General features: G+C 56.3%; 17 protein-coding genes. All 17 read right to left on the bottom strand.

The genetic code is table 11. The features are described from left to right. Nucleotides 1–783, bottom strand: a complete 783-nt coding sequence (gene icmH / locus QD228_RS16375; RefSeq protein ID WP_136938000.1) for a type IVB secretion system protein IcmH/DotU — start codon at nt 781–783, stop codon at nt 1–3. After that, nucleotides 780–2123, bottom strand: coding sequence for a type VI secretion system baseplate subunit TssK (gene tssK, locus QD228_RS16380; RefSeq protein ID WP_136938001.1), 1344 nt, complete (start codon nt 2121–2123; stop codon nt 780–782). The genes icmH and tssK overlap by 4 nt, the downstream gene beginning before the upstream one ends. Nucleotides 2124–2195: 72 nt before the next feature. Further along, entirely contained in the window at nt 2196–2804 is a 609-nt protein-coding gene (gene tssJ, locus QD228_RS16385) for a type VI secretion system lipoprotein TssJ (RefSeq protein ID WP_279876081.1), read from the bottom strand. Between the two features lie 10 nt (nt 2805–2814). Next, complete coding sequence (gene tssH / locus QD228_RS16390) at nt 2815–5511, bottom strand: type VI secretion system ATPase TssH (RefSeq protein ID WP_279876082.1); 2697 nt, start codon at nt 5509–5511, stop codon at nt 2815–2817. Next, nucleotides 5508–6635 carry a type VI secretion system baseplate subunit TssG gene (gene tssG / locus QD228_RS16395; RefSeq protein WP_279876083.1) on the bottom strand — a complete coding sequence of 376 codons (1128 nt, stop codon included), beginning with the start codon at nt 6633–6635 and terminating at the stop codon, nt 5508–5510. The genes tssH and tssG overlap by 4 nt, the downstream gene beginning before the upstream one ends. Continuing rightward, nucleotides 6599–8434 (bottom strand): type VI secretion system baseplate subunit TssF, encoded by a 1836-nt coding sequence (tssF, locus tag QD228_RS16400; protein ID WP_084208887.1) that lies wholly within the window; start codon nt 8432–8434, stop codon nt 6599–6601. The genes tssG and tssF overlap by 37 nt, the downstream gene beginning before the upstream one ends. Next, nucleotides 8434–8922 carry a type VI secretion system baseplate subunit TssE gene (gene tssE, locus QD228_RS16405; protein WP_233593521.1) on the bottom strand — a complete coding sequence of 163 codons (489 nt, stop codon included), beginning with the start codon at nt 8920–8922 and terminating at the stop codon, nt 8434–8436. Before tssE ends, tssF begins: the two co-directional genes overlap by 1 nt. Nucleotides 8923–9038: 116 nt before the next feature. Next, on the bottom strand, nt 9039–10538 hold the full coding sequence (tssC, locus tag QD228_RS16410; RefSeq protein WP_077377255.1) for a type VI secretion system contractile sheath large subunit: 1500 nt from the start codon (nt 10536–10538) through the stop codon (nt 9039–9041). Nucleotides 10539–10553: 15 nt separating this feature from the next. After that, the gene (tssB, locus tag QD228_RS16415) at nt 10554–11081 is read right to left on the bottom strand and encodes a type VI secretion system contractile sheath small subunit (RefSeq protein ID WP_077377258.1); all 528 of its coding nucleotides are present in this window, start codon (nt 11079–11081) and stop codon (nt 10554–10556) included. Between the two features lie 93 nt (nt 11082–11174). Beyond that, the gene (locus QD228_RS16420; RefSeq protein WP_084208888.1) at nt 11175–11924 is read right to left on the bottom strand and encodes a hypothetical protein; all 750 of its coding nucleotides are present in this window, start codon (nt 11922–11924) and stop codon (nt 11175–11177) included. A gap of 46 nt (nt 11925–11970) precedes the next feature. Beyond that, nucleotides 11971–12405 carry a copper resistance protein NlpE N-terminal domain-containing protein gene (locus QD228_RS16425; RefSeq protein WP_279876084.1) on the bottom strand — a complete coding sequence of 145 codons (435 nt, stop codon included), beginning with the start codon at nt 12403–12405 and terminating at the stop codon, nt 11971–11973. A 978-nt stretch (nt 12406–13383) separates the two neighbouring features. Further along, a complete protein-coding gene (locus tag QD228_RS16430) occupies nt 13384–14262 on the bottom strand; it encodes a tetratricopeptide repeat protein (RefSeq protein WP_279876085.1) in 879 nt (292 codons plus the stop codon). Between the two features lie 581 nt (nt 14263–14843). Continuing rightward, nucleotides 14844–15722, bottom strand: coding sequence for a tetratricopeptide repeat protein (locus QD228_RS16435; protein WP_279876086.1), 879 nt, complete (start codon nt 15720–15722; stop codon nt 14844–14846). A gap of 445 nt (nt 15723–16167) precedes the next feature. Further along, nucleotides 16168–17046: a tetratricopeptide repeat protein gene (locus QD228_RS16440; protein ID WP_279876087.1), complete on the bottom strand. Its 879-nt coding sequence runs from the start codon at nt 17044–17046 to the stop codon at nt 16168–16170. After that, nucleotides 17047–20373 (bottom strand): T6SS effector BTH_I2691 family protein, encoded by a 3327-nt coding sequence (locus QD228_RS16445; protein WP_279876088.1) that lies wholly within the window; start codon nt 20371–20373, stop codon nt 17047–17049. Between the two features lie 4 nt (nt 20374–20377). Then, complete coding sequence (locus tag QD228_RS16450; protein ID WP_279876089.1) at nt 20378–21271, bottom strand: DUF4123 domain-containing protein; 894 nt, start codon at nt 21269–21271, stop codon at nt 20378–20380. Nucleotide 21272: 1 nt separating this feature from the next. Further along, nucleotides 21273–23087: type VI secretion system tip protein TssI/VgrG (tssI, locus tag QD228_RS16455; protein WP_279876090.1), on the bottom strand; the 1815-nt coding region annotated here is incomplete at its 5' end.

The raw sequence follows: 23087 nt of genomic DNA on the forward strand, positions 1-23087 counted from the left end.
TCATGTCGTTGCGAACAGGGACGACAGTCGCTCGATGAGCGCCGTGACCTGAGTATCCAGCAGGTTGTCGAGCACCAGATAGACCGCCCCGCAGCACAGTGCGATCACCAGCAGATAGACCCAGACCGGAATTTCATAACGCAGCAGCTGACCGACCTGGTCCGGCAATTGCCAGCCCGGTGCCAGCACGTCGGATGTCTGACGGTAGCGCGCGATGTCCTGGCCCAGCGTGCTGGCCACGTAGCGCAGCTGATCACGGTGTTCGAGGCGGAACTTGCCCTCGAAGCCCAGCGCCAGACACAGGTGATAGACCTCCAGCACATCCAGGTTGGCCTTGACGTCGGTGCGCAGTGCCTCGAGACGCTCGAAGAAGCCCTCACCCGCCAGATGCACGCCGAAGTAGGTGTACTGCAGCGGATGCAGCTCCAGATGCTGGCGAATGTTGCTGGCACCGGCCCCCAGCACGCTTTCATCGAGGAAGGCGCACAGCGCGTACTGGGCGTCACGCACCTGATCCATGCTGTAACCGACCGCCAGTGCCTGGGCTTCCAGCTCGCGGAAGTAGTCGGCGACCCGGGTCAGGAACTCATCGACGTTGCGCGCTTCACTGCCGCGACGAATCATCAGGATCAGCGAGAAGAAATCCTGGGACAGCGTGCGCAGACGCGTGTCCGCCGGGACCGATGCGCCGGATCTCCCCGCGCCGCCACTTCCCTGGGAAGCCGCCCGGGAAGGATGATGTGCCGCCGTGTCGCTCGGCTGGGTTGCCGTGGTCTGGGTCATTTCAGCACCGCCATCAATTCAATCTTGAGGTTGTGGAAACCGCCGGGCACGTAGAAGGCGATGGCCTGCGCGGCCATCATGCGTTCATACATGCGACCCTGGGGTTCCAGCGCGAAATAGTGGTTATCGAGGCGCGAGGGAATCGCGGTGGGCAGACGCGAGGCGTGTACCAGCGAGCCGCCGGGCATGGCGCTGTTGACCACCACCTCGATGTCATCCGGCGAGCCGACCTTGAAGGCACGCGGCACCAGCTCCAGCAACTTGGCGCCGGGCATGTCGGCATGCACGCTGATGTAGAAGTCGGCGTCCACCAGACGCGCATCGTGCAGGTGAGCGATGTAGTAGGACGGCTTGGTCTGTTCCAGCGCGATGGGGATGTACTGGTTGGGCACCACGGTGTCCAGCAGCTCGCGCGCCATGGTTTCCAGCGTCGTCAATGACTGGACCGGGTCTTCATGGCGGTACGGCGGCAGGTCACTCAGGCGGTAATCCATCGAGAAGGTCATCAGGCTCGCGACCAGATCCGACAGGAAGGTGTAGAGCTTCTCGGGATGCTGCTGCGGGTGTTGCAGCAGATGCGCCAGCGCCGGGTAGGCACGATTGACCGTATGCAGCAGCCAGAACAGCGCCACGTCGCTTGAGCCGAATTCCGCGACCTGATCGGCGCGCTCGCGGCGACGTCCGGACAGCGTCTCGTGCTTGGCCTGCAGCATGCCGGCCAGGCGCTGGCCCATGGCCATCAGCGTCTCGCTGCTCGAGAGGTGAAGCGCAGGCGGCACGAAGCGCGGCGAGACCGAGAAGCCACCGGCGGCATTGCGCGTCAGCACGGCCAGCGGACAATGCGTGCTGCCTTCCAGGTCATCGCCTTCCAGCAACAGACGCACATTGAGTTCCAGCAGGCTCAGCTCGTTCTCGCCATCGCCGTCCAGCAGGTCCGGCAGGGAATCGAAGCGCTGACGGAAGCGACGACGGGCGCCCCGCTGCTGCTCATCTTCCTGCACATTGCCGGCGTAGGGTTGTACCAGGCTCAGCGCAGCATGCACCTTGATCTCGCTGTGACCGGCCAGCTCTCCCAGGTCACGCGCCCGCGGCAGACTATCGTGCTGGGGGGCATCGAACAGCGTGCCATCCGGGAAGACCAGTTTGAGACGACTCAGTTGCAGGCGGCCCTGGGCCAGCGCGCTTTCATCGATCTCAAGCTGCTGCACGCCGAAGGCGAAGGGCCCGCTGCGCGTGCTGGCCTCGCCGAGCTGCCACTGGTGATATTCGTCCTGATACTGGAAGTGCTGGGGCAGCAGGAACATGCCCTCGGACCACCTCACGCGATTATGCTTGCTCACGAATCCATCCTTTATAAAGTCCGTCCGGTGTCGCCAGTGACGTGCCGCCCGTCAGGCGGAATGGCTCACGCCTCATGGCGGTGTCGTCGTTGCCAGCAGGTCTTCGCTGTCGGGCGCCACCGTGATGTAGTGATCGGCCAGCGTCAGTTCGACGCCGTCCGGTGAGGTGAACAGGCCGTCCTTGCGCATCGCATCGGCATCGAACAGCACGCGCCAGCGCGCGTCCGGGGTCTGGCGGAAATAGGCCGCGACCGCCACGTAACGCGCGCCCGGCTTCAGCGGCGCCTCATCGACGACATGCCCGCCCGGCACCATCACCACTTCGCGGGTATCCAGCAGGGAGTCGCCCAGTACCTTGTCGGCGTGATCCCAGAGGCCATCGGGCGAGGCGCTGGTGAAGGCCTCACTCGCATCCAGTTGATAGATGCGCACCACCACCGACAGTGACGCCTCATCGACATCCGGATTGAGCGAGTCATCGGCATCGAGGGTGAAGGCGACCGTCTCGTCCTGACGGAACAGGATGTCCCCCACCGTGCCATCCATCTGCTGGCCAAGACGGCTGCCGACCCCGCAGCCGCCGAGCAGCAGGCTGACGCACAGCATGACGGGCAGCCAATGGCGCGGACGCAGAGACGTGGTGCGCCGCTCAGCCTTCACGTGATATCCCCGGAATGACATGTGGGCTTCCTCACTGCATCTCGTAGGTGAACTGGCCGGCGTCATCCAGCGCGATGCTGACATTGCCCACCGGCTGCTGATCGGCCATGCGTTCCAGCACCCACTCCACCAGCGGCGGCATCAGCGAGCCACTCAGCAGGTGATCGATGCTGCGCGCACCGCTGTCGGTCTGGGTACAGCGCTCGGCGATATGCGTCGCCAGCGACGGGGCGAAGCTCAGGTGGGCGCCGTGGTTGCGCGTGAAGCGTTCCGCCAGACGCGACAGCTTGAGGTCGACGATGCGCGCCAGGATGTCGCTGTGGACCGGGTAGTACGGCACGACCTTGAGGCGGCCGAGGAAGGCCGGCTTGAAGACGCCATTCAAGGTATCGCGCAGCTCCTCGACCAGCGCTTCCGGTGCCGGCGGCGTCGCCACGCCCAGGCAGCGGTTCATGATCTCGTCGGTGCCGACGTTGGACGTCAGCAGGATGACGCAGTTGCGGAAGTCGATCTCGCGCCCTTCGCCGTCCTCCATCACGCCCTTGTCGAACACCTGGAAGAAGACTTCCAGCACGTCCGGGTGGGCCTTCTCGACTTCATCGAGCAGCACCACGCTGTACGGCTTGCGACGCACGGCTTCGGTCAGCACGCCGCCTTCGCCATAGCCGACATAGCCGGGCGGCGAGCCTTTCAGCGAGGAGACGGTGTGGGCTTCCTGGTACTCGGACATGTTGATGGTGATGAGATTGCGCTCGCCGCCGTACAGGCTGTCGGCGAGGGCCAGCGCGGTTTCGGTCTTGCCGACCCCGCTCGGGCCGAGCAGCATGAAGACACCGATCGGCTTGTCGGGGTCTTCGAGCCTGGCGCGCGACAGGCTGATGCGCTGGCCGATCTCTTCCAGGGCGTGGTCCTGCCCGAGCACGCGCTCGCCCAACAGCGCCGGCAGACGACGCACGGTGTCAATCTCGTCACGCTGCATCTTGCCCAGCGGAATGCCGGTCCAGGCGGCGACGACCTCGCCGATGGCGTTGCCATCAACACAGGCGTGCACCAGCGGCGCCTCGCCCCCGGCGGCTTCCAGCACCTCACGCGCGGCACGCAGCTCGGCCAAGGCAGCGTCACGCCCGGTGGCATCATCGGATTCGTTGGCCGCGTTCAGGGCGGCATCAGCCTTGAGCACCGCCTCGACGGCCTCACGCTGACGTGTCCAGTCGGCTTCCAGCGCCGTCACCTGCGCGGTGATCGCCAGCACTTCGCTGTCAATCTCGTCCAGACGCGGGGCATGGCGGTCATCGCCGCGCTCGTGCTCGCGAGCCAGTGCCGCACGTTCAGCCTCGAGATCGCGCAGGCGCTGACGGGCATCTTCCAGCGGTGCCGGCGTGGTCTGCTGGCCCAGCGCAACACGCGCACAGGCGGTATCCAGCACGCTGACCGCCTTGTCCGGAAGCTGACGGCCGGTGATGTAGCGGCTGGAGAGACGCACCGCCTGCACGATGGCGTCATCGAGAATCTCGACCTTGTGGTGATCGCGCATGCGCGTCGCCAGCCCGCGCAGCATGTCGATGGCCTGCGGCTCGGCCGGCTCCTCGACCTTGATCACCTGGAAGCGACGCGCCAGGGCGGCGTCCTTCTCGAAGTACTTCTTGTACTCGGCCCAGGTGGTGGCGGCGATGGTGCGCAGCTCGCCACGCGCCAGCGCGGGCTTGAGCAGGTTGGCGGCATCGTTCTGGCCCGCCTGACCGCCACTGCCGATCAGGGTGTGGGCTTCATCGATGAACAGGATGATCGGGTGCAGGCTGCGCTTCACTTCCTCAATCACGTCCTTGAGGCGCTGCTCGAATTCGCCCTTCACGCTGGCGCCGGCCTGCAGCAGGCCGAGATCCAGGGTGCGCAGCTCGACTCGTGCCAGCGGCGCAGGCACTTCCCCGGCGACGATCTTCTGCGCCAGCCCTTCGACCACGGCGGTCTTGCCGACCCCCGCCTCACCGGTGAGGATCGGGTTGTTCTGACGACGACGCGTCAGGATGTCGATCATCTGGCGCACTTCGTCATCGCGCCCCAGAATCGGGTCGATGTTGCCGGCGCGCGCACTGGCGGTCAGGTCGATGGTGTATTGATCCAGCGCCGGGGTCTTGTGACTGCCCGGGCGTGCAGCGCCACCGCCCTCGCCTGCCGTCTGCTCGCCGCTGCTCGCGGCGGATGGCGTCGGCTGCGAGCGCTCGGCCTCGGGGCTTGCGGCCAAGAGGCTGGTGAAATGCAGGCGCAGGTCTGCGGCATCGATACGCGCCAGCGGAGTGTCGTGACGTGGCTCGAACGAACGCTCCAGCGCGGAAGCTCCCAGGCCTGCGCGCTGGGCCAGTTCCGGGTCTTCCAGCAGGGCCAGCAGCAGGTGCCCGCTGCGGATATGCGCGACTTCGTGGTCGATGGAGGCGATCAACCAGGCCTTCTCGATCAGCCGCGTGATATGCGGTGAGAGTGCCGGCGTCGCGGTGCTGCCCGTCTTCAGACGCTCCAGCGAGCGGTCCAGCTGATCGGCGAGTTGATCCAGCCCCAGCGAGTAGTGACGCACGATGCGCAGCAGGTCGTTGTCGTCACCGTCCAGCAGCTTGATCAGCAGATGCTCGACATCGACTTCATACTGGCGCTTGGCCAGGCACAGGCCAGCGGCCTCTTCCATGGCACCGCGGCTGACATCATTGAGCTTGGCGAATAGCGTCTTGAGACTCACGGGGTCACTCCATCGAAGGGGATTCGTAGCAGCACATTGCCTGTGGTACTGCGGGGTGTCTGGCCCAGCCAGCCGAGGCGGCCCAGCGAGATGCCACCGGCACCTCCCAGGCGGGCCGGCGGCACTTCACTGGGCTCGAGCTGCAGATCCAGCTCGAAATCGAGCTCCGGCCCGACATAGAAACGGATCAATTCCGTCATGCGCAGATGGTCCTCACCGCCGGGCAGAAAGCGGCGGAAGTCCGCCAGGCGCAAGGGGCCGACCGCGATACGCACGCAGGACTGGTAATCCCAGGCGCGCTTGCCGGCCACGGCGCTCTGTCCCAGCCGGGCATTGGCCTGCCCCAGGCGCGTCAGCTCCGGCTCGCTGATCTCGAGCCAACGCCCCTGGAAGGGCTTCACCTCACACGGCACGCCGAAGAAGCTGCCCAGCAAGGTGGTCAGGTTCTGCTGATTGCGGGGCCGCTGACCGAGCAGCCCGGCGAAGAAGGAGAACAGCTCGCGCGGCAGTTCTCGGCCGTCCTGATTGCCGAGCCCCCGGCTGGGTGCCGCGTTGTCGCGATTCTCGTCGACAAGGGCATCGTCCCCCGCGAACAGCAGCTGCGCGGAGCGCCCGGAGACACCGCTGAGCGCGAGCAGCTGGCGCTCGAAGTCCGTCTCGCCGCGACGCTCATACTCGATGTGGAAGCGATACTTCTGCCACGCCTGATAGAACAGCGCCGTCATGCGGTGCGAGAACAGATCGAAGAAGGCATGAGCCCCGTCATCGCGCAGCTGCACGTGGCGGTCGATCAGCGTCTCGGTGTACGGACGCGGCAGGACACCGGACGGGCCCACCAGCCCCATGAAGGTGACCTGCACCTGGGTCAGCGGCTGGTCGGTCGGCGAGCGCGATGTTTCGCTCTCGAACACGAGGTCACTCACTTCACTGGCCGGGAAGTTCAGCGACAGCTGGCTGCGAAAGCGCAGCGGGTCCTCGTGGGGACGCAGCTCGGGTTCGAGGCGTCCGGCACGGCTGTAGTGCAGCCGGAGCAATCGCACCAGCTGGAAGAAGCTGAACCGGTAAGGCTCAGCGCGCGCCTGGTCGATCAGACCAGGGGCTGAGTGCCGGTTCTGGCGGGCCATGTCACGACGTCCTTTTCGCGCTGGCGGCTGCGCAATGTCAGCCGAGTGAAACTGTTGAGCGAGCAGTACTGCCCGAAGAAGTGATCCAGCACCATGCCGAACACGAAGATGCCGCTGCCGATGAACTCCTGTTCATCCAGCTCCAGCGTGATGCCGGTACCGCGCACGAAGGCCGGGCGAGGATGCCCGATCCGGGTCATCGCCGGTGCGCTCTGGATGCTGGCGATGCCGTTGATCTGGCGACGCGTGGCCTCGAGATCGCGATAGTTGTAGAGCGAGAGCATTTCCAGCAGCACATCGCGGCCACGCTCCACCAATGAGAGATGGTTGAGCGAGAGATGCGAGATCAGGCGCCAGATGACGCCCTTGCCCATCGGCGGCCGCGCCGAGGGCGTGGGCTTGCGCAGGCAGCGAATGGCCTTGACCACCTGCTCGCGCGGCAGCGTGAAGTCACCGCGCGGATGGCCGAAGCTCAGTCGCTGCGGCAGGTCACGATTGCTGCAGGTCAGCTTGAGGCTAAGCACGTCACTGGTGGCGTCGATGGCATTGAGCTCACGATCCGCCAGGCGCAGCAGCAGCTCGGTGCCGGCATCCCGCTCACGGGCGGACGGCACCCGCCGCGACAGCCAGTAGCTGGTCTCGCGTGACGGCGCACTGCCCTGCGGCTCGAAGAACGGCGGGCAATAGCGCACGTGATCGCGTTCGGCGGTCTTCTGTACGCGCGTGACGCGGTCGATCGAGATCACCTCGGCGCCGTGCGGATTGCGCACATCGGCCACCACCGGATATTCCGCCTGGGTATGGGTGAGCAGGATCGGCTCGGCCTGACGCTCGAACAGGTTGATCACCGGCGTGCAGCCGAGGCGGAAATGATTGCGCCCCAGACTCTGGGACAGCCGCGACAGACGCTCGTCCAGTGCATAGTCCGCGAAGTGGAAGTGCAGCTCGAAACGCGTGCCGCTGGCGCGTGCCAGCAGACGTGTCAGCCCTTCGACATCGAAGAACATGAACTTGTCGGGGAAGGTGAAGTACTCGTGCAGCAGGCGATAGCCGAGGAAGGAGCGCTCGGGGTAATCGATCAATCCTTCCTCGGGCGCGAACCCGACCGGCGTGAGCGAATCCGTCGGCAGCGCGACTTCTCGGCGCTGGCCGCCCTCATCGAAGCTGACGCTCAGGCGAGTCAGATTGTTGAACAGCAGTTCGTACATCGGGTGCATCAAGGCACCCTCGCCGTCCAGGAACAGGCGCAGGCGGTCGATCCCGAAGCTGCCCACCGACTGGTCATTCAAGGCCTCGAAGGCCAGATCCAGTCGCGCGACGCTGTCCTTGTCGCGACCATTGAAGGCCGAGCGTTCCAGCAGCGAGAAGCCGGCGCTTTCCACGCGCAGCGGCCACACATCCACCGGATAGCAGGTACGGAACCGGCAGGCCACGCCTTCCACCGGACGCGAGAACATCTCGGTGTGTCGCGCGACCTGATAGCGCCCGGTCAGCGAGGTCTGCTCACCGGGGTCGAGCTGGGCGATCGACAGCGATGGCGTCGGTCGCAGGTAATGGGGGTAGAGCACATCGAGGAAGGCCTCGACGATTTCCGGCAGATCATCATCCAGCTTCTTGTGAACCCGTGCCGACAGGAACGCGAAGGACTCGACCAGGCGCTCGGTGTGCGGGTCTTCGCAGTGGTCGCCTTCCAATTGCAGCCGTGCGGCAATCTTGGGGTACTCACGTGCGAACTCCCGGCCCAGAAAGCGCAGGTGCGAGATCTCTTGTTCGTAATAAGGCAGCAGTTCATCAAGCATCAGGAAAGGTTCTGCACTTTGTATTGCTGAGTGTCGGCATGCAGCACGGCATCGAAGGCCACTTGCCGCGTTGCATCCTTGAGGACGAGGAGCGTCTCGACGCGAAAGCGCAAGAGGCGGTCCTGACCGTCCTGGTCCAGCAGCTTGACCTGCACGTTGCGAAAGCGACGGTCATTGCTTTCGATGGCGTACTCCAGCTGACGCTGGATCAAGCGGCGGTCTTCACTGCTGTGCAGGCCTCGGCCGAGAAAGTCCGGCAGACCGAAGCCCAGCACCGTGCCGCGCAACCCGGGAAAGTCATTCAAGCGCCCTCCCAGCAATTCGCTGCGCGTGTTCACCAGAATCTCGAGGTCACGCACGATGGTGCGCTTGTACTCGTCGAGACTGACGAAGCGTTGCTCCTCCGCGGCTTCTCCCTGATGCGGTGCATCGTCCTGCAACCGATCCCACAGGGTGGGAATGAGGCGGCGGGTGCCATTCATGCGCATGTCGCCTCCTTCATGGCGATAAGCCGCACCGTCAGGCCGGCGTTGGCCAGTCTGACGATGCGGGCGTGCAGGACACGCAGGGAAAAGAGCGAGGGGGCTTCAGTGACGAGACGTCATCAGCTGCGAGTAGACTGCGGCAGCTCTGCGACCAGGCGCAGCGAGGCGGTCAGTTCATCCAGCTGGTAGTGCGGACGCAGGAAGGTCACGGCCTTGAAGACACCCGGCTTGCCCGGGACTTCCGCGACTTCGACACGTGCTTCACGCAGCGGGAACTGCGCCTTGGCTTCCTGGCTGGCGTTGTCGTCCAGCAGCACGTACTGGGACAGCCAGTCGTTCAGGTAGCGCTCGACACTGGTGCGCGAGGCGAAGCTGCCGACCTTGTCACGCATGATCGCCTTCATGTAATGCGCGATGCGTGAGGTGGCGAAGATGTACTGCATCTGCGAGGACAGGCGCGCGTTGGCGTTGGCCACGTCGGTGTTGTACGTCTTCTGCTTCTGGGCGGACTGGGTGCCGAAGAAGGCGGCGTAGTCCGTACCCTTGCAATGCACCAGCGGGATGAAGCCCAGGTCTGCCAGCTCCTTCTCGCGGCGGTCGGTCACGGCGATCTCGGTCGGGCACTTCAGCGCCACTTCGCCATCGTCGGTCTGGAAGGTGTGGGTCGGCAGGTTCTCGACCAGGCCGCCGCCCTCGACACCGCGAATGGCGACACACCAGCCATAGTTGGCGAAGGCGTCAGTCACGCGGGAGCCCATGGCGTACGCCGCGTTCATCCACAGGTACTTGTTGTGCTCACGGCCATCGACGTTCTCGACGAAGTTGAATTCCTCGACCGGCGTGGTGTCCGGGCCATACGGCAGACGTCCCAGCACGTGCGGCAACGTCAGGCCGACATAGCGCGCATCTTCGGAGTTGCGGAAGGACTTCCACTTGGCGTATTCGACGGTGTCGAAGATCTTGGACAGATCACGCGGACCGCTCATCTCTGTGAAGGAGTCCCAGCCGAACAGCTCCGGAGACGCCGCGGAGATGAAGGGTGCGTGCGCCGAGGCGGCTACGTGGGAGATCTGCTCCAGCAGATAGATGTCTTCCGGACTGCGCGAGAATTCGTAATCGCCGACCAGCATGCCGAACGGCGCGCCACCGAAGGTGCCGTACTCTTCTTCGTAGACCTTCTTGAACAGCGCGCTCTGATCGAATTCCGGCGCCGATTTCAGGTCACGCACCAATTCCTTCTTGGTGGCGTTGAGCATCTGGATCTTCATGTTGCTGCCGGTCTCGGTCTGATCGACCAGATAGCGCAGACCGCGCCAGGAGGATTCCAGCTTCTGGAACTCACTGGCGTGCATGACTTCGTTCATCTGCTCGGAGAGCATCGCGTCGATCTCGGCGATACGCGCATCCAGCACGGCGATGAGGTCCTTGCTGGGCATGACTTCGCCATCCAGCACCTGGGCGACCAGCTCTTCGATCAGGTCGCGCGCACGGGTGCGCTCGGTCTCGGAGCGCGCCACGCGGCTCTCGGAGATGATGCTGTCGAGCAAGGAAGACTGCGGCGCGAAGACGGTATCCTGTGCCTGCGGTGCCACTGCTGATTCACTACGATTGTCACTCATGGTCTGACTCCGCAATCAGTTGTCGTCTTTGCGCACGGCTTGCTCGCGACCGAACTCGTCGCCCAGCGTCTTGAGCTTCTCGCTGTTCTGGAGCACGTCCATCAGCAGCTCTTCCAGCTTGTCGTTGCCGCCCATCTTGTTGCGCAGATCGGCGAGCTTGTTGCGCACGTCCAGAAGCTTGCGCAGCGGCTCGACCTGCTTGACGACATTCTGCGGCTCGAAGTCTTCCAGCGAATTGAAGTTCAGCTCGACCGGCAGCTGGGTACCATCCTTGCTCAGCGTGTTGTCGACGCGATAGGCAAGGCGCGGCTTCAAGCCCTTGAGGACGCCATTGAAGTTGTCGCGGTCGATGGCGACGAACTTGCGGTCCTTGAGCTTGGGCGGCGGGCTGAGCGGGTTGCCGGTGTAATCACCGACGGCACCGACCACAAACGGCAGTTCCTTCTGCTCCTGGCTGTCACCGATCTCGACGTCATAGGTGATCTGGACACGGGGTGCGCGAATGCGTCCCAGCTTGTGTTGTGTGCTATCCCTCTCCGCCATGGGGCATTTCCTTATGTGCAGTTGTGAAGTGGTTGCGCGAAGCAAAAATGGGGTCCCGCTGAATCAGCCGGAACATCGCCGCTGATACGCCACTCAGACAGCGGCGATCGCCCTGAGCAGCCGCTGCTTGACGGCGTCATCCATTGACTCGATGTCCGCGACATCGATCAGTTCTTCAAAGGTGTCATTGCCGGCGATTTCGGTACTGCGCAGGATGGTGTCCTGCTCCGGCAGGTGCGAGGTGATGGGCGACCCCACCACGCAGAACGGCATGCTGCCGAACTCGCCGAGCTTCTCGAAACTGACCGGGAAGCGCAGCCCCAGCAACAGTCGCCCGAGGCCCGGGGCACGATTGACGCAATAGAACAGCATCAGATAGTGCACCACGTAGCGCAGCAGCTCGGCGGTGCTGCGATTGGGGTCCTTGATGATGTGACGGAAGCGTTGCAGCGAGAAGCCATCGAAACCCACCACCCAGCGGGTCGGGCTGGTGACGCGAATCACCTTGCCAGTGGACTCGAGACGTACGTCATATTCATGCGGATAGAGGCGCGGGGCCGTGCTCAGAAGCTCCAGCGGCACATCCAGCTCCTGCAGCAAGCGGAAAGGCTCGGCATTGGCCGTGGAGTCATAGAGGGCGGTAAATTCCTTGAAGGCATGCTGCGCCTCACGACCGCTACCGCGCGGCGCCCCTTGCAGGTATTCGCCAAAGATCATCTGCGGGCGAATCAAGGCCCCCAGGGTCGTCAGATAATCCGAGGCGTTCTCATACAACAGGTCACTGACCACACGCGTCTGCTTGCGCTGTCGAATGAAGGCTTCAATGTCAAAGGACGAATCCATGTCAGATACTCTCCGTGCGCAGGTCCTGCGCAACGCGTGGTGAACCTCAGCCAAGCGGCTCGGCACGGGTGAACTCGTAATCGCTGTCAGCGCCCTTCTGTCCCATCAACTCCAGGGTATCGCCGCCCTCCTGCATCTTCAGGTTCAAGGGCGTATCCCGCTCGAGATGCAGATAGGTGGTGCTGTCGGATGTCTCGGCCTCGAAGTCGCCCCACTGGGTGGTCACGAAGTCTCCACCCACGGCATCCACATGCGCTTCCTGCAGGAAGAACGCCGTGGGCTCGCCACTTTCGGGATCACGGTGCAGGGTCAGGTCCGCGCGGATGAGGCGACAATCCTGGCAGGGAAGCGTGCCGACGAAACGCTCGATCGGCGGCGGCGTGTAGTCGGCAGGGCCTGTGTCCGGCGCAGAGCTGCAACCGCTCAACAGCAGGAGCCCCACCACCAATGACCCGACAATGGCAATAAAAGAAGTCTTCAAGGTTTCACCGCCGGGTAAGGACATGCCGCCATTTCTTGACATCAATCTGCTTCCCTATCAGATAAATCAAGACAACGTCTTGCCACCACCACCCTCTGATTGACGTGCTCGATATCGTAAATAGGTGACATCTTGCGGCGGGCATACAGAGGGAAAAGCGTTGACGATACATAGAAGGTAAATCTGTATATTTGTTCTAGCGCAGACGCGAATATGGAAACATATTGCAGGTAGAGATTCCAGCAAGAAAAGCAACACAAGTATCGTTTAAATAACGATTAACACCATGTTTGCCACGCCACTGAGCGAACGGCGCCATCTTCCATGGTGTCGCAATCATATGACGGTGAGGCCTGCCGTACCTACCCTGGAGCGATAGTAAGGACTCAATACTGCCCCGCCACTCCCGACTCGCCACCACCTGGCACGCAGGTGGGGAAAACACCATCAGAACAATGACATGCTGCCATATACCATACTAGAACAAAAGTGTTACAAAAATACCGAGATTGGGTAACACAAATATGACAAGACAGTTGCCCATTACGCGACGCCATTTCTTCTGACACTTTCAATCAGTTTAAACTAATATTATAAACGACCCCTTCACTGAGTGAAATGACAGAGTCATCACGTTGATGAAAACCCTCATTATTGACCAGCGATGTCTCCTTTTTCGCATGCCGCACTTCCTGACCTCTCAGTCATGCAGGCGACCATTGCGCACCCATGCAGCCTTTTCACGCTCACTCATGGCGACCAGCGCCAGCAGAACCGCAACCAGCCTCTCTCACCCATGCGCTAGCAAGTCACAGGCTATCTCGATCGCCTTGCCCTGCTACAGACTCATGGCTCCCCCTGTCTATCGCCGAAACAGACTCACCATCATCAGCCGGCATTGAAATCCCCAAGCACGAAAAAGCCGGAGCCCTGGAAGGGCTCGGGCTGCCTGCACAACACTGGGGTCAAGAGAGACGACTAGCGGTAGCTGCCGTCGGATTGATGCTCAAGCCCGTAATAACTAGGCACGAAAGTATTGTGCTCCTCTTGCCACGCACGCGACTGCTTGATGGCTTCTTGAATTTCAACTTCAGTCATATCTTTGGATATTCTACTTTTTCCCTCTAAACCAGCAGTTCCTGAAAGGTCATAAAAGAAATACGATTTAACTAAATCTTTATTGGTACCATAACCATTTTCATAGTAATCAGCCAATCTTAAACTATATGCTCCAGGGCCTCCACCATACTCTGCGCTGAAGGCTTTATCTATCCAATAGTATGATAACTGTGGATCTTCTTCGAAACTAATCCCTCTCCTGTAAAAAGAAGCGATCATAGCTGCTGATTCTCCATCGCCTCCTTCAGCTGATTTTTTCAGCCAATGGGCAGCTTGATCTAAATCCTGATCAAATATTTTATTCTGTATTTCTTGACGCCAATAAGACTTTCCAAGCAGTTTTTGTGCGGGAACATATCCATTCTCAGCTGTTTTGAACAAAAGGTCTTCTGATCTTGATAAATTTACTTCCCCACACACACCTTCATAATACATTCTGGACAAGTTGTAGCCAGCATCGTTCAGCCCTGCTTCCCACATTTTCTTTAAACTATTGACTGAGTCATTACAACTCTCCTTTATATTTAATCTTTCATTACCACCCGAAAGACTCAATACTGCTCTTATATATTTCTTCTCATAATTATCTTCATTGCAGTCAGGTAAACACGAAATATCTTCTGTTTTGTAAGAACTTATCTTATCATAAAAATCCTCACCAGTGGGATCTTGAAATAATGATTCTGCATTTGCTATCGTTGGTAAAACACATAAAGTCAATAAAACCAAAATAAACATTCAGTTACCTTCGTTGCTATCGGGGCCAGCCTGAATGACTACAGCCTGAATAAATATTTCCAATCACTCGGCATACGATTCCTTCATTACTACTATAGCAGTCTTGTGTTCTAACGTCTTCTAAATAATAAGGTGGGTGTATGGCTAGCAATAACTCACAAAATTCTGAGATCTGCCTAGCTTAAACTATCTATGCTCGAAGCCATGCCATTCACATTCCAATTTAAAATGTCCCGGGTTGATAATTCCTCGGTTATTAGCCCGCGAGGTCCCTTCCTTTCACGAACGCCACTTCCTGACCTCTCAGTCATGCAGGCGACCATTGCGCAACCATGCAGTCTCTTCACGCTCACTCATGACGACCAGCGCCAGCAGAACTGCAGCCAGCCTCTCTCGCCCATGCGCTAGCGTGTCACAGGTCATCCTGATCACATTGCCCTGCTACAGACTCATAACACCCCCTCCCCTTGGTCGAAACTGACTCACGATAATCAGCCAGCATTGAAAGCCCCAACCACGAAAAAGCCCGAGACCTGGAAGCACTCGGGCTGTCTGCACAACACTGGGGTGGACTTAGTCTACTAGCGGTAGCTGCCGTCGGATTGATGCTCAAGCCCGTAATAGCTCGGAACGAAGGTATTGTGCTCTTCTTGCCACGCACGAGATTGGTTGATGGCTTGTTGAATCTCATCGTCAGTCATATTCTTCGATACCCTTTCTTTACCATCCATACCTGCAGTACCAGTTAGATCGTAAAACTTATAAGACTGAACAAGATCCTTATCTACCCCGTATCCATTTTCGTAATAGCCTGCCAACCGATAACTATAGGGTCCAGGTCCTCCGCCATATTTTGCTTCAAATGCTTTATGTGCCCAATAAAACGACTTTTGCGCATCCTTTTCAAAAGCAAGGCCTTTCTTATAAAGAACTGATATAATAGATGCAGACTCGGCATCGCCTGCCGCAGCAGACTTCGACAACCAAAACGCAGATTTATCTAAATCCTTCCTATACAACTTAGACTGTATTTCATCTCTAAAATAAGATTTACCCAATAATTTTTGAGAAGGAATATAACCATCATTCGCTGTTTTAAGCAAATATGCCTTTGATTTTGCTAAATCAACCTCTGTACATACTCCATGATAGTACATTCTTGACAGCTCATAGCCTGCATCATTAACCCCATACCTCCACAATTCGGTTAATGTATCATAAGCAAATTTACAATTTCTAGGCACTTCTAAGCTATTATACGAATCAGATAAACTTAACACTGAAACTATATATTTTTTCTTTTTGTTATCAACTTTGCAATCTGGAATACAAGCGATATCCGCCTTACTGTAAGATGCAAGAATTTGATTGAACCCGTCTCTATCCGGACTTTGAAATAGAGATTGGGCTTGTGCTATTGGTGCAATAACAGACAACAGTGTGGCTATAAGCAGCTTCATATTATACGACCTTTATTGCCACAACATCACTTTAAGGACAGAAAAACTGACATACATATAAATACTAATCACGCCACCTATCCTGATTATCTACTACCTAACGGAATAACTTCTTCCATTTTCCTGCCATGTTTTTCCGTCGCAACTAATTCCTTTATACATCCCACTTCCTAATCACTTAGCCAAGCGAGTGACCATTGCGCAACCATGCAGCCACTCTACACTCATCCATGGAAGGCAACGGCAACAGAAATTCTACATGCAGCCCCTCCCGTCCACGCTCTAGCGAGTCACAGGCTTCTCTGAACACCCTTCATAGCACTCCCCCGCTCCGGAGGGAGTTGCCCCTGGATCATCAGTCAGCATTGAAAGCCCCAAGCACGAAAAAGCCCGAGACCTGGAGAGGCTCGAGCTATCTGCACAACACTAGGGTCAGCTACGTCGACTAACGATAGCTACCATCGGATTGATGCTCAAGCCCATAATAACTCGGCACGAAGGTATTGTGCTCTTCTTGCCAAGCGTGTGACTGCTTGATGGCTTCTTGGATCTCACCTTCAGTCATATCTTTAGATATTCTATTTTTCCCCTCTATACCAGCAGTTCCTGAAAGATCGTAAAATTTATAGGATAATATTAAATCTTTCTCGGTGCCGTAGCCATTCTCGTAAAAATCTGCAAGGTCTAAAGTATAAGCTCCTAAGCCGCTACCATATTTAGAATCGAATGCTTTGTTAATCCAGTAAAATGATTTAACTGGATCTTTTTCAAAATAAATACCTTTGCGATAAAAGGCAGATATCATAGCAGCAGACTCAGCGTCTCCCGATGCTGCCGATTTTGAAAGCCAAAAAGCTGCTTTCTCATTATCTTTACTATATAACTTCCCCAAAGTTTCTTCTCTCCAATACGATTTACCCAACAACTTTTGCGCAGGGACATAACCATTATTGGCAGAAGTGAGGAGCAGCTGTTTTGTTTTTGTTAAATCTACATCTACGCAAACACCATAATAATACATTCTAGCGAGATCGTAACCAGCGTCATTGATACCATCACTCCACATTTTTTTGAGATTACGTACCGACTTACCACAGTCTTTACTTATACCAAAATTATTTTTTTTATCCGACAAGGATAGAATAGAAACAATATAATTTTTCCTATCACTATCAATGCTGCAACTAGGAGTACATGCTAGATCATTTTCCCCATATGTGTTAAGTAATGCATTTAAATCTTCTCGGCTTGGATCCTGAAAAAGTGACTTAGCAGAAGCCAAAGACGGAATAAGTATTAATAAAACCACGACTATTTTATACATCTATAAAACCTCAATTTTAAGTATATCATTTTTTATATTGTCAGAATCTCCCCCTGAATAAGAGATATTCAAGACAAAAAGGTTTCCATAATCATCCTTTGTAATAGCTCTGCTCCATTTCAAATGGTATTCAGAATTATTCTTTTGCAACGTAGGCTGCTCATTTATACCACTTAAAAACATATTTTCTTGGCCGACACCATTTACTACGGATTTATTAACCCGCTTTTGATAAGTCCAATCAAAAATACGCTCATTAATATCTTTAGCATCCAAGCTAACTTTTAAGTCAAACCTTTCTTCTTGTGGAACTATAATATTTAAAATAATATTGTATTCTAACTTACCGCTTGGTGTCATAGAATAGACCTGAGCGGTTGCTGGCCCCATACTAATATACTCTGGAGATAGCCACTGCAACTCGACCACTACCCCTTTAAAGACCAACTCTAATGAGCTTTGCTCAGTTAAAAGATCACTAAACTCTTGTACTTGACTAGAATGTTTACCTAAAATACTACGGTTAACCCATGTTTGAACAGCAGGCCCTACCAATGTAGTATGTGCATATCCTATCAATAGAGTAGCCAATCCAACCAACAAAGTAATTGTCAAGGTTACTGCTAGTGTTGCTCCTATAATTGCGATTGATATGACTCCACTGCTTATTGAGACAGAAGACATCATCTCAAGATTACTAGCTGAAATGCTATGTCCGAGCCTGACAGCTTCATCTCTTTGGCCGCGCAATTCTAAGCCTTCCCATATCGCTAATGCACCCGCAGCGATGCCAAGCGAATTTCCCATGATTTTCCAGCGAGTTCCATAATTTGTAACTCCCATGAGTTGCGCTTTACCTTCAACAACGCTCATTGTTACCTGAAGCATGGATACACCAACGCCTAGAATTTTACTCCAATCTGCAGCACCCTCTTCATTCTCGATACCATCCTCAACAATATTATACATAAGCGAGCAAAGGCTAATTAATGCTACTGCTGACTTAGAATAACGCCCAAATATTTTTTCAGCAACGGGCTGAGATACACTGAAGCCCGTTTTTATTACTTGTGATAAAGCAGAGGCTTCTCTTTTCTCGGCATAACTATTGGCCTGAGAAGCATCTTTGTTATCTGAGTTATCAAATATTACAAAACTTGGCAGCCGAACAATTATTTCTCTATCATTTTCAATAGTGTCAGATTGGATATTACCGACATTGCCATGGCTAGATTTAAATACACCAGTCTTATCATATCCTTTAGTTTCTTGGCGCAAGTAATCTGAAGTTGATTTTATTAACTTAAGATACTCAGAAATTTTCATAGTATAGCTTTTGATGATAAGGGCCGGTATTTCGTCTGAAGACGGCCCTATCATGCTAACCATTTGTTGATAGCACAAAAAACTCTTCATTGCCTTCGATTGTTCCTTGGAGAAACTCTTATCAGAGCTTCCTCCGATGCTACTATAATTAGCCAATGCAATTAGGCTAGACCCTATTACTGCAGAGGAAAAATTGTTGTTCTCCCGGATTCTATGAACCAACTCTTCTGCTATCAAGTTGTTTTGCGATGTAACAGCGGAAGCAATCTCACTCCATGACTGCTCTTTCCAAGACACGAGATCGAGGACTGAAAGCTGCTCACTGATTTTCAATGAATTTATTTTTTCACATGCGTAACTGATGAAGCTAACATTATTAAAAAACAATACTCGAAGTATCAAGCCTTCTATATTAACAATATTCTTAGCTAACATTCTCCATAAACTACCACTCGCTGGCGATAACACACCCCCTTTGAGAGATAATGAAGCTACATTACTTGCATAAACCCCATGCGACACATCTGTTGTGCTATAGCGAGACATAACCTTCAGTAAACTTTCTTCAACCCATAACGCATAATCGCTATCATGCAAAGACAAGATAGCATGACAATGCGCAGTATACTTTTTATATTCATCATTAAAATCTTCAAGATCATCTGTTCGATACATATCACGAAGTTGATCAAGATGATCTTTTACCACTTTATCAGCCGCTATCTTTTTATTGTGCTTTACGGCCTGCCAGACTCTAAGCTGTCCATCAAAATATGAGTCCTGAGATTTGAGCGACTTATAATATTCTCTCCTATCTTCATCAGCTTCAGCCTCTATCTTCATATCCAAGGCGCTATCACGCTCGCTAATTTCCTTTTTAAGCTTAGATATATTGCTATTAGCTTCTTTCAACTTAGCGATAGGATAGAGAAGCTCAAAGTTTTTGTGAAACTTATCAATAGCCTGCTTACATAACATCTTACGCTTACGTTCTTCTCCCATTTTTTTTGAAGCCAAATCTTCACCGGGATGGAAGAAGTCATCCACAGCAGCAAGCGCCTGGTGACGATAAGCGTTGAGCTCCTGGATAATGCCTATTTCGTCATTGACCGCGAGGATCAAGCCTCTGCCCTCGTAATCCGTCGAGGCATATCTGAGACGCTCGCTCATCGTCTGCTTCATTTCTTCTGGGCTATAGAGATCACGCTTTGGTCCACTGGACCAGAATTGCTCATCCAGCCCTGCTGCGCCGGGACTATATTCAGCGACCTGATCCAGCTCTTCCAAGCTGAAAGCATGATCTTGTGTCACCCCTGCTTTCCAGTCAGGAACATTGAACTTTTGCAGATACTTGTCACACCAGGGATCACCACTGAGAATCTTGGATTTCACTTCATCCAGAAACCCTTCAGGCCATGCATGTTCCGTATAGGCATAATACACATCACCGCTCTTGTCAGGAGTCGTGATAGTGACCAGAGAGGCTTGTAACGATTCATTCTTTACGCGTGTGACTTTTTCTTCATCACTCTCGCCATCCCTATTGCCTGACTCGAGCGTACACGGCATCGCCATCTTGTCCAAAGACGGGGGCTGCTTGACGGGGAACTGGTAATATTTTCCATCAGCGGTAATCGCAAACGCAGACCAATACATGCCATCGGGGTTGTCTTTATCGAACAAGTAAAGATAACCGCTGCGCAATTGGCGGAGGATATATTTATTGACCTGACTGGAGGTGCTATGAGCTATCTCTTCCTTGACCTTAGAGGGGACCACGCGCGTGGTACGCTTACCGTTTTCAAGTGTCTGATCCAGCTTTATGTCAGTGAAAGCCTTCACCCTGTCTTCTGACAGTTCAGGGATTTGCTGATTGGCATCATTACGTTGGCAGACAGCATATCGAACAGGCAGGATCGGAAAGCCAGTACGCTTGCAGAAACGACATTCGCCATTCACGACACTCAAAGCGACATGCTGATTTACTATTTGACCTGACATGAGGTTATACCTTTTCCCTGCTTTCCATGATCTTGTCCCAATCGGCGCTCTCAAGCTTGCTGGTCAAGCTGATATAGCTGTGAGTGCTGCGTGAATCAGGTGTCGCTCTGGCGCTCAGTAACTGGCGCATGATCGGATGCTGATAGAACATCGGGGTTGTGACCAGCCCGTGGAGCACGAAGACCGAGATATCCTGTCGCTCTTCCAGACCACACTCCTTTGCGGCGACCAGTAACGCATCGACGATTGCGGCATCCGCATAACCGGCCTTGCTCTCTTCCGGGAGCGTGCGATATAGCTCCAGGCAATGATTCAGCATCCCTATCCGTCTAATGGCAGACCACTGCGGCAATGTCAGGTTCAATCTCCCGAGGTGACGCTGCTCACTGTGTGGTGCGATGCTCTGCAGGGCGTGAGCGTTATTCAGGTAGATCCACTGATCGACAGGTCCCAGCAAGGCCGATAGCTGCTCACGGTCAAGAATGGCCTCGAGGCGCTCCAACACCCTGGGGTCAGGAAAGCGCAGCAGCGCCTTCTTGCCTTCCGGGGTCGTCTGCTCAAGTTGGCGCTGGAAATATGACACCACGCTGGAGAGCGGCTGGGCTGTGATGACCCAGCCACCGAACGCGACCGGAGTGGTGAGGCTTGCAGAGCGTTGCTGCCTCTCCTTTTCTAGCTCTTTGCCCAGGTGCGTTTCTGGCGGCACCGGTTGTAGATAGAGTTTCTGCGATGGCGTCTGGGCATAGAATCCGTTGCGTACCAGGCCCGCGGATTTCTGGTCCTTCGCACTCAATGCGCGCTGCGGCGTATTGCTCGGATCTACCACGCGATATAGGCGTGACTCGGTAGCCGCTTGTCTTGCCACCTGCAGGAATTCCGCCTCATCCAGCATGGCCATATCAGGACTCCACCACACCGTCGCCATTGGCGGCAGCGCTTTGTCCTTTGCTCGGACACAGCAAGTCTTCGCCTTCCGGCAATTCCGTCATCGCGGCATTCAGACTCGTCGGTCCACCGAAGCTGTGCTGTGCACCTTTGACATCAATCTTGCCCGGCGCGTGCAGTTCGATATTGCCGTCCTTGAGGCGGACGTAGGCACCACCGCAGGTGAGCAGAATCTCCTTGGCGGCGTTGATATCGATGTCGTTCTCGGTGGAGGTGATGGTGACGTCCTTTTCCGCTGTCAGGTCCATCGCATCGCTTTGCGCCTGCACTTCGACCTTGCCCTTGCCGGCAAACAGCTTGATACCGGAGCGCTGCACGAACAGCGAGAACTTCTCGACCACGGCGCCTACCAGACTGCGCCCGGTGGCCAGGTTGATGTCTTCGCCACTGGTGACGCTGAGCGAGCGGCCCTGTGCCAGGTGCGTCGATTCCGGCGTACTGCTGGCGATGCCGGCGGGGGATGTGAGATGCAGCCAGGGCGCATTCAGGCGCGCTGCCTGCCCTCGCCCGCCATTGGTGGCGCTCTGGGCTGAGCTACCGTCGAAGCGGCTACCGCTGTCATCGGCGCCATAGGTGCCTTGGGTATCGTCGCTGGCCTGCTTGATCTGCGTGCGCGCCGCAAGCGCCTCGGCGTTGTGGCTGGTGGCGCTGTCGCTGAGCGTATTGGCAAGCTGATAGGCGCTGGCGAGCTGCTGATGCGCAGGAGAGAGATCCAGCTGTTCGCCACTGGCCGCGATTTGCCCCCAGCTACTGAGCATCAGGCCGCTGTTGGCACGAATCGCCCCATAGGCGTCCGAGCGCAGCTCGAAGCCGGTACCGCGGAAGCTGCCGCGTGTGTTGCCTTGCTGGTGGATCAAGTAGCCGAGGTTGAGCTGGGACTTCTCGTGCTCCGAGTTCAGGCGCACACGCTCCTGATCGGTGGCGTCATCGAACACCAGCTCGTTGTACTTGTTGCCGCGGTAGGTCTTGCTCTTGAGGCCGGAGAGCAGGCCATTGGAGTGCCATTGCGGGGGCTGATCACCGTTGTAGACCCGTCCGGTGATCAGCGGCCGATCGGCATCGCCTTCGAGGAAATCGACGATGACCTCCTGACCAATGCGCGGCACGAACACGCTGCCCCAGCCAGCGCCAGCGTTGGGCTGCGCGACACGTAGCCAGCAGCTGGCGTCGGCGGCGCCCTTCTCGCTGCGGTCCCAGTGGAACTGCACGCGCACGCGGTTGAGCGAATCGGTGTGGATCTCTTCATTCTCGGGGCCGACGATAATCGCGGTCTGCGGGCCACCCAGATTCGGCCGCGGGTGATCGAGAGACGGCCGATACGGCTGACTGAGGCGCTGAGATTCGAAGTCGATCAGATACTGACCGGTGCCGACATCGGCGTAGTCTTCGTGAGCGCTTTCATTGAGGCCATGCGCCTGCCGCGCCTGGGCCATGCGCGCCTGCAGGCTGCCCGGTAGCGCCTTGAGGTGTGCCGACACCGGTAGCGCATTCTCGGCACAGACGGTCAGGCCCAGCACGAGGAATTCACGCTCACTGGAATCGCCGTCTTCATGGCGAGCGTGCTGGCTGAGTTCGAACCAGCGGCCGACCTTCAACTGGCGGGTGCCCCCGGCGCCATAGAAACGCTTGGCGCGGGATTCATGGGCCTCGAGGCGATTGACGGTCAGGCGTTCGCCGCGCGAGTGATCGTCGAAATAGTACTCGCCGGGGTAGTCGTAGACTTCCTGCTCGCTGAGGTTGCCTTGATCGCTGCGCGTGTCCTGGCCGGA

The sequence above is a fragment of the Cobetia sp. 3AK genome, from assembly GCF_029846335.1.
Lineage (GTDB): Bacteria > Pseudomonadota > Gammaproteobacteria > Pseudomonadales > Halomonadaceae > Cobetia > Cobetia marina.

What these genes read in the sequence shown, in the direction of transcription:
- tssB (WP_077377258.1), bottom strand. Translation starts at nt 11,081, where the DNA reads ATGGCGGAGAGGGATAGCACACAACACAAGCTGGGACGCATTCGCGCA.
- QD228_RS16435 (WP_279876086.1), bottom strand. Translation starts at nt 15,722, where the DNA reads ATGAAGCTGCTTATAGCCACACTGTTGTCTGTTATTGCACCAATAGCA.
- QD228_RS16430 (WP_279876085.1), bottom strand. Translation starts at nt 14,262, where the DNA reads ATGTTTATTTTGGTTTTATTGACTTTATGTGTTTTACCAACGATAGCA.
- tssC (WP_077377255.1), bottom strand. Translation starts at nt 10,538, where the DNA reads ATGAGTGACAATCGTAGTGAATCAGCAGTGGCACCGCAGGCACAGGAT.
- QD228_RS16445 (WP_279876088.1), bottom strand. Translation starts at nt 20,373, where the DNA reads ATGTCAGGTCAAATAGTAAATCAGCATGTCGCTTTGAGTGTCGTGAAT.
- icmH (WP_136938000.1), bottom strand. Translation starts at nt 783, where the DNA reads ATGACCCAGACCACGGCAACCCAGCCGAGCGACACGGCGGCACATCAT.
- tssE (WP_233593521.1), bottom strand. Translation starts at nt 8,922, where the DNA reads ATGCGCATGAATGGCACCCGCCGCCTCATTCCCACCCTGTGGGATCGG.
- tssF (WP_084208887.1), bottom strand. Translation starts at nt 8,434, where the DNA reads ATGCTTGATGAACTGCTGCCTTATTACGAACAAGAGATCTCGCACCTG.
- tssG (WP_279876083.1), bottom strand. Translation starts at nt 6,635, where the DNA reads ATGGCCCGCCAGAACCGGCACTCAGCCCCTGGTCTGATCGACCAGGCG.
- QD228_RS16420 (WP_084208888.1), bottom strand. Translation starts at nt 11,924, where the DNA reads ATGGATTCGTCCTTTGACATTGAAGCCTTCATTCGACAGCGCAAGCAG.
- QD228_RS16440 (WP_279876087.1), bottom strand. Translation starts at nt 17,046, where the DNA reads ATGTATAAAATAGTCGTGGTTTTATTAATACTTATTCCGTCTTTGGCT.
- tssJ (WP_279876081.1), bottom strand. Translation starts at nt 2,804, where the DNA reads ATGTCATTCCGGGGATATCACGTGAAGGCTGAGCGGCGCACCACGTCT.
- QD228_RS16450 (WP_279876089.1), bottom strand. Translation starts at nt 21,271, where the DNA reads ATGGCCATGCTGGATGAGGCGGAATTCCTGCAGGTGGCAAGACAAGCG.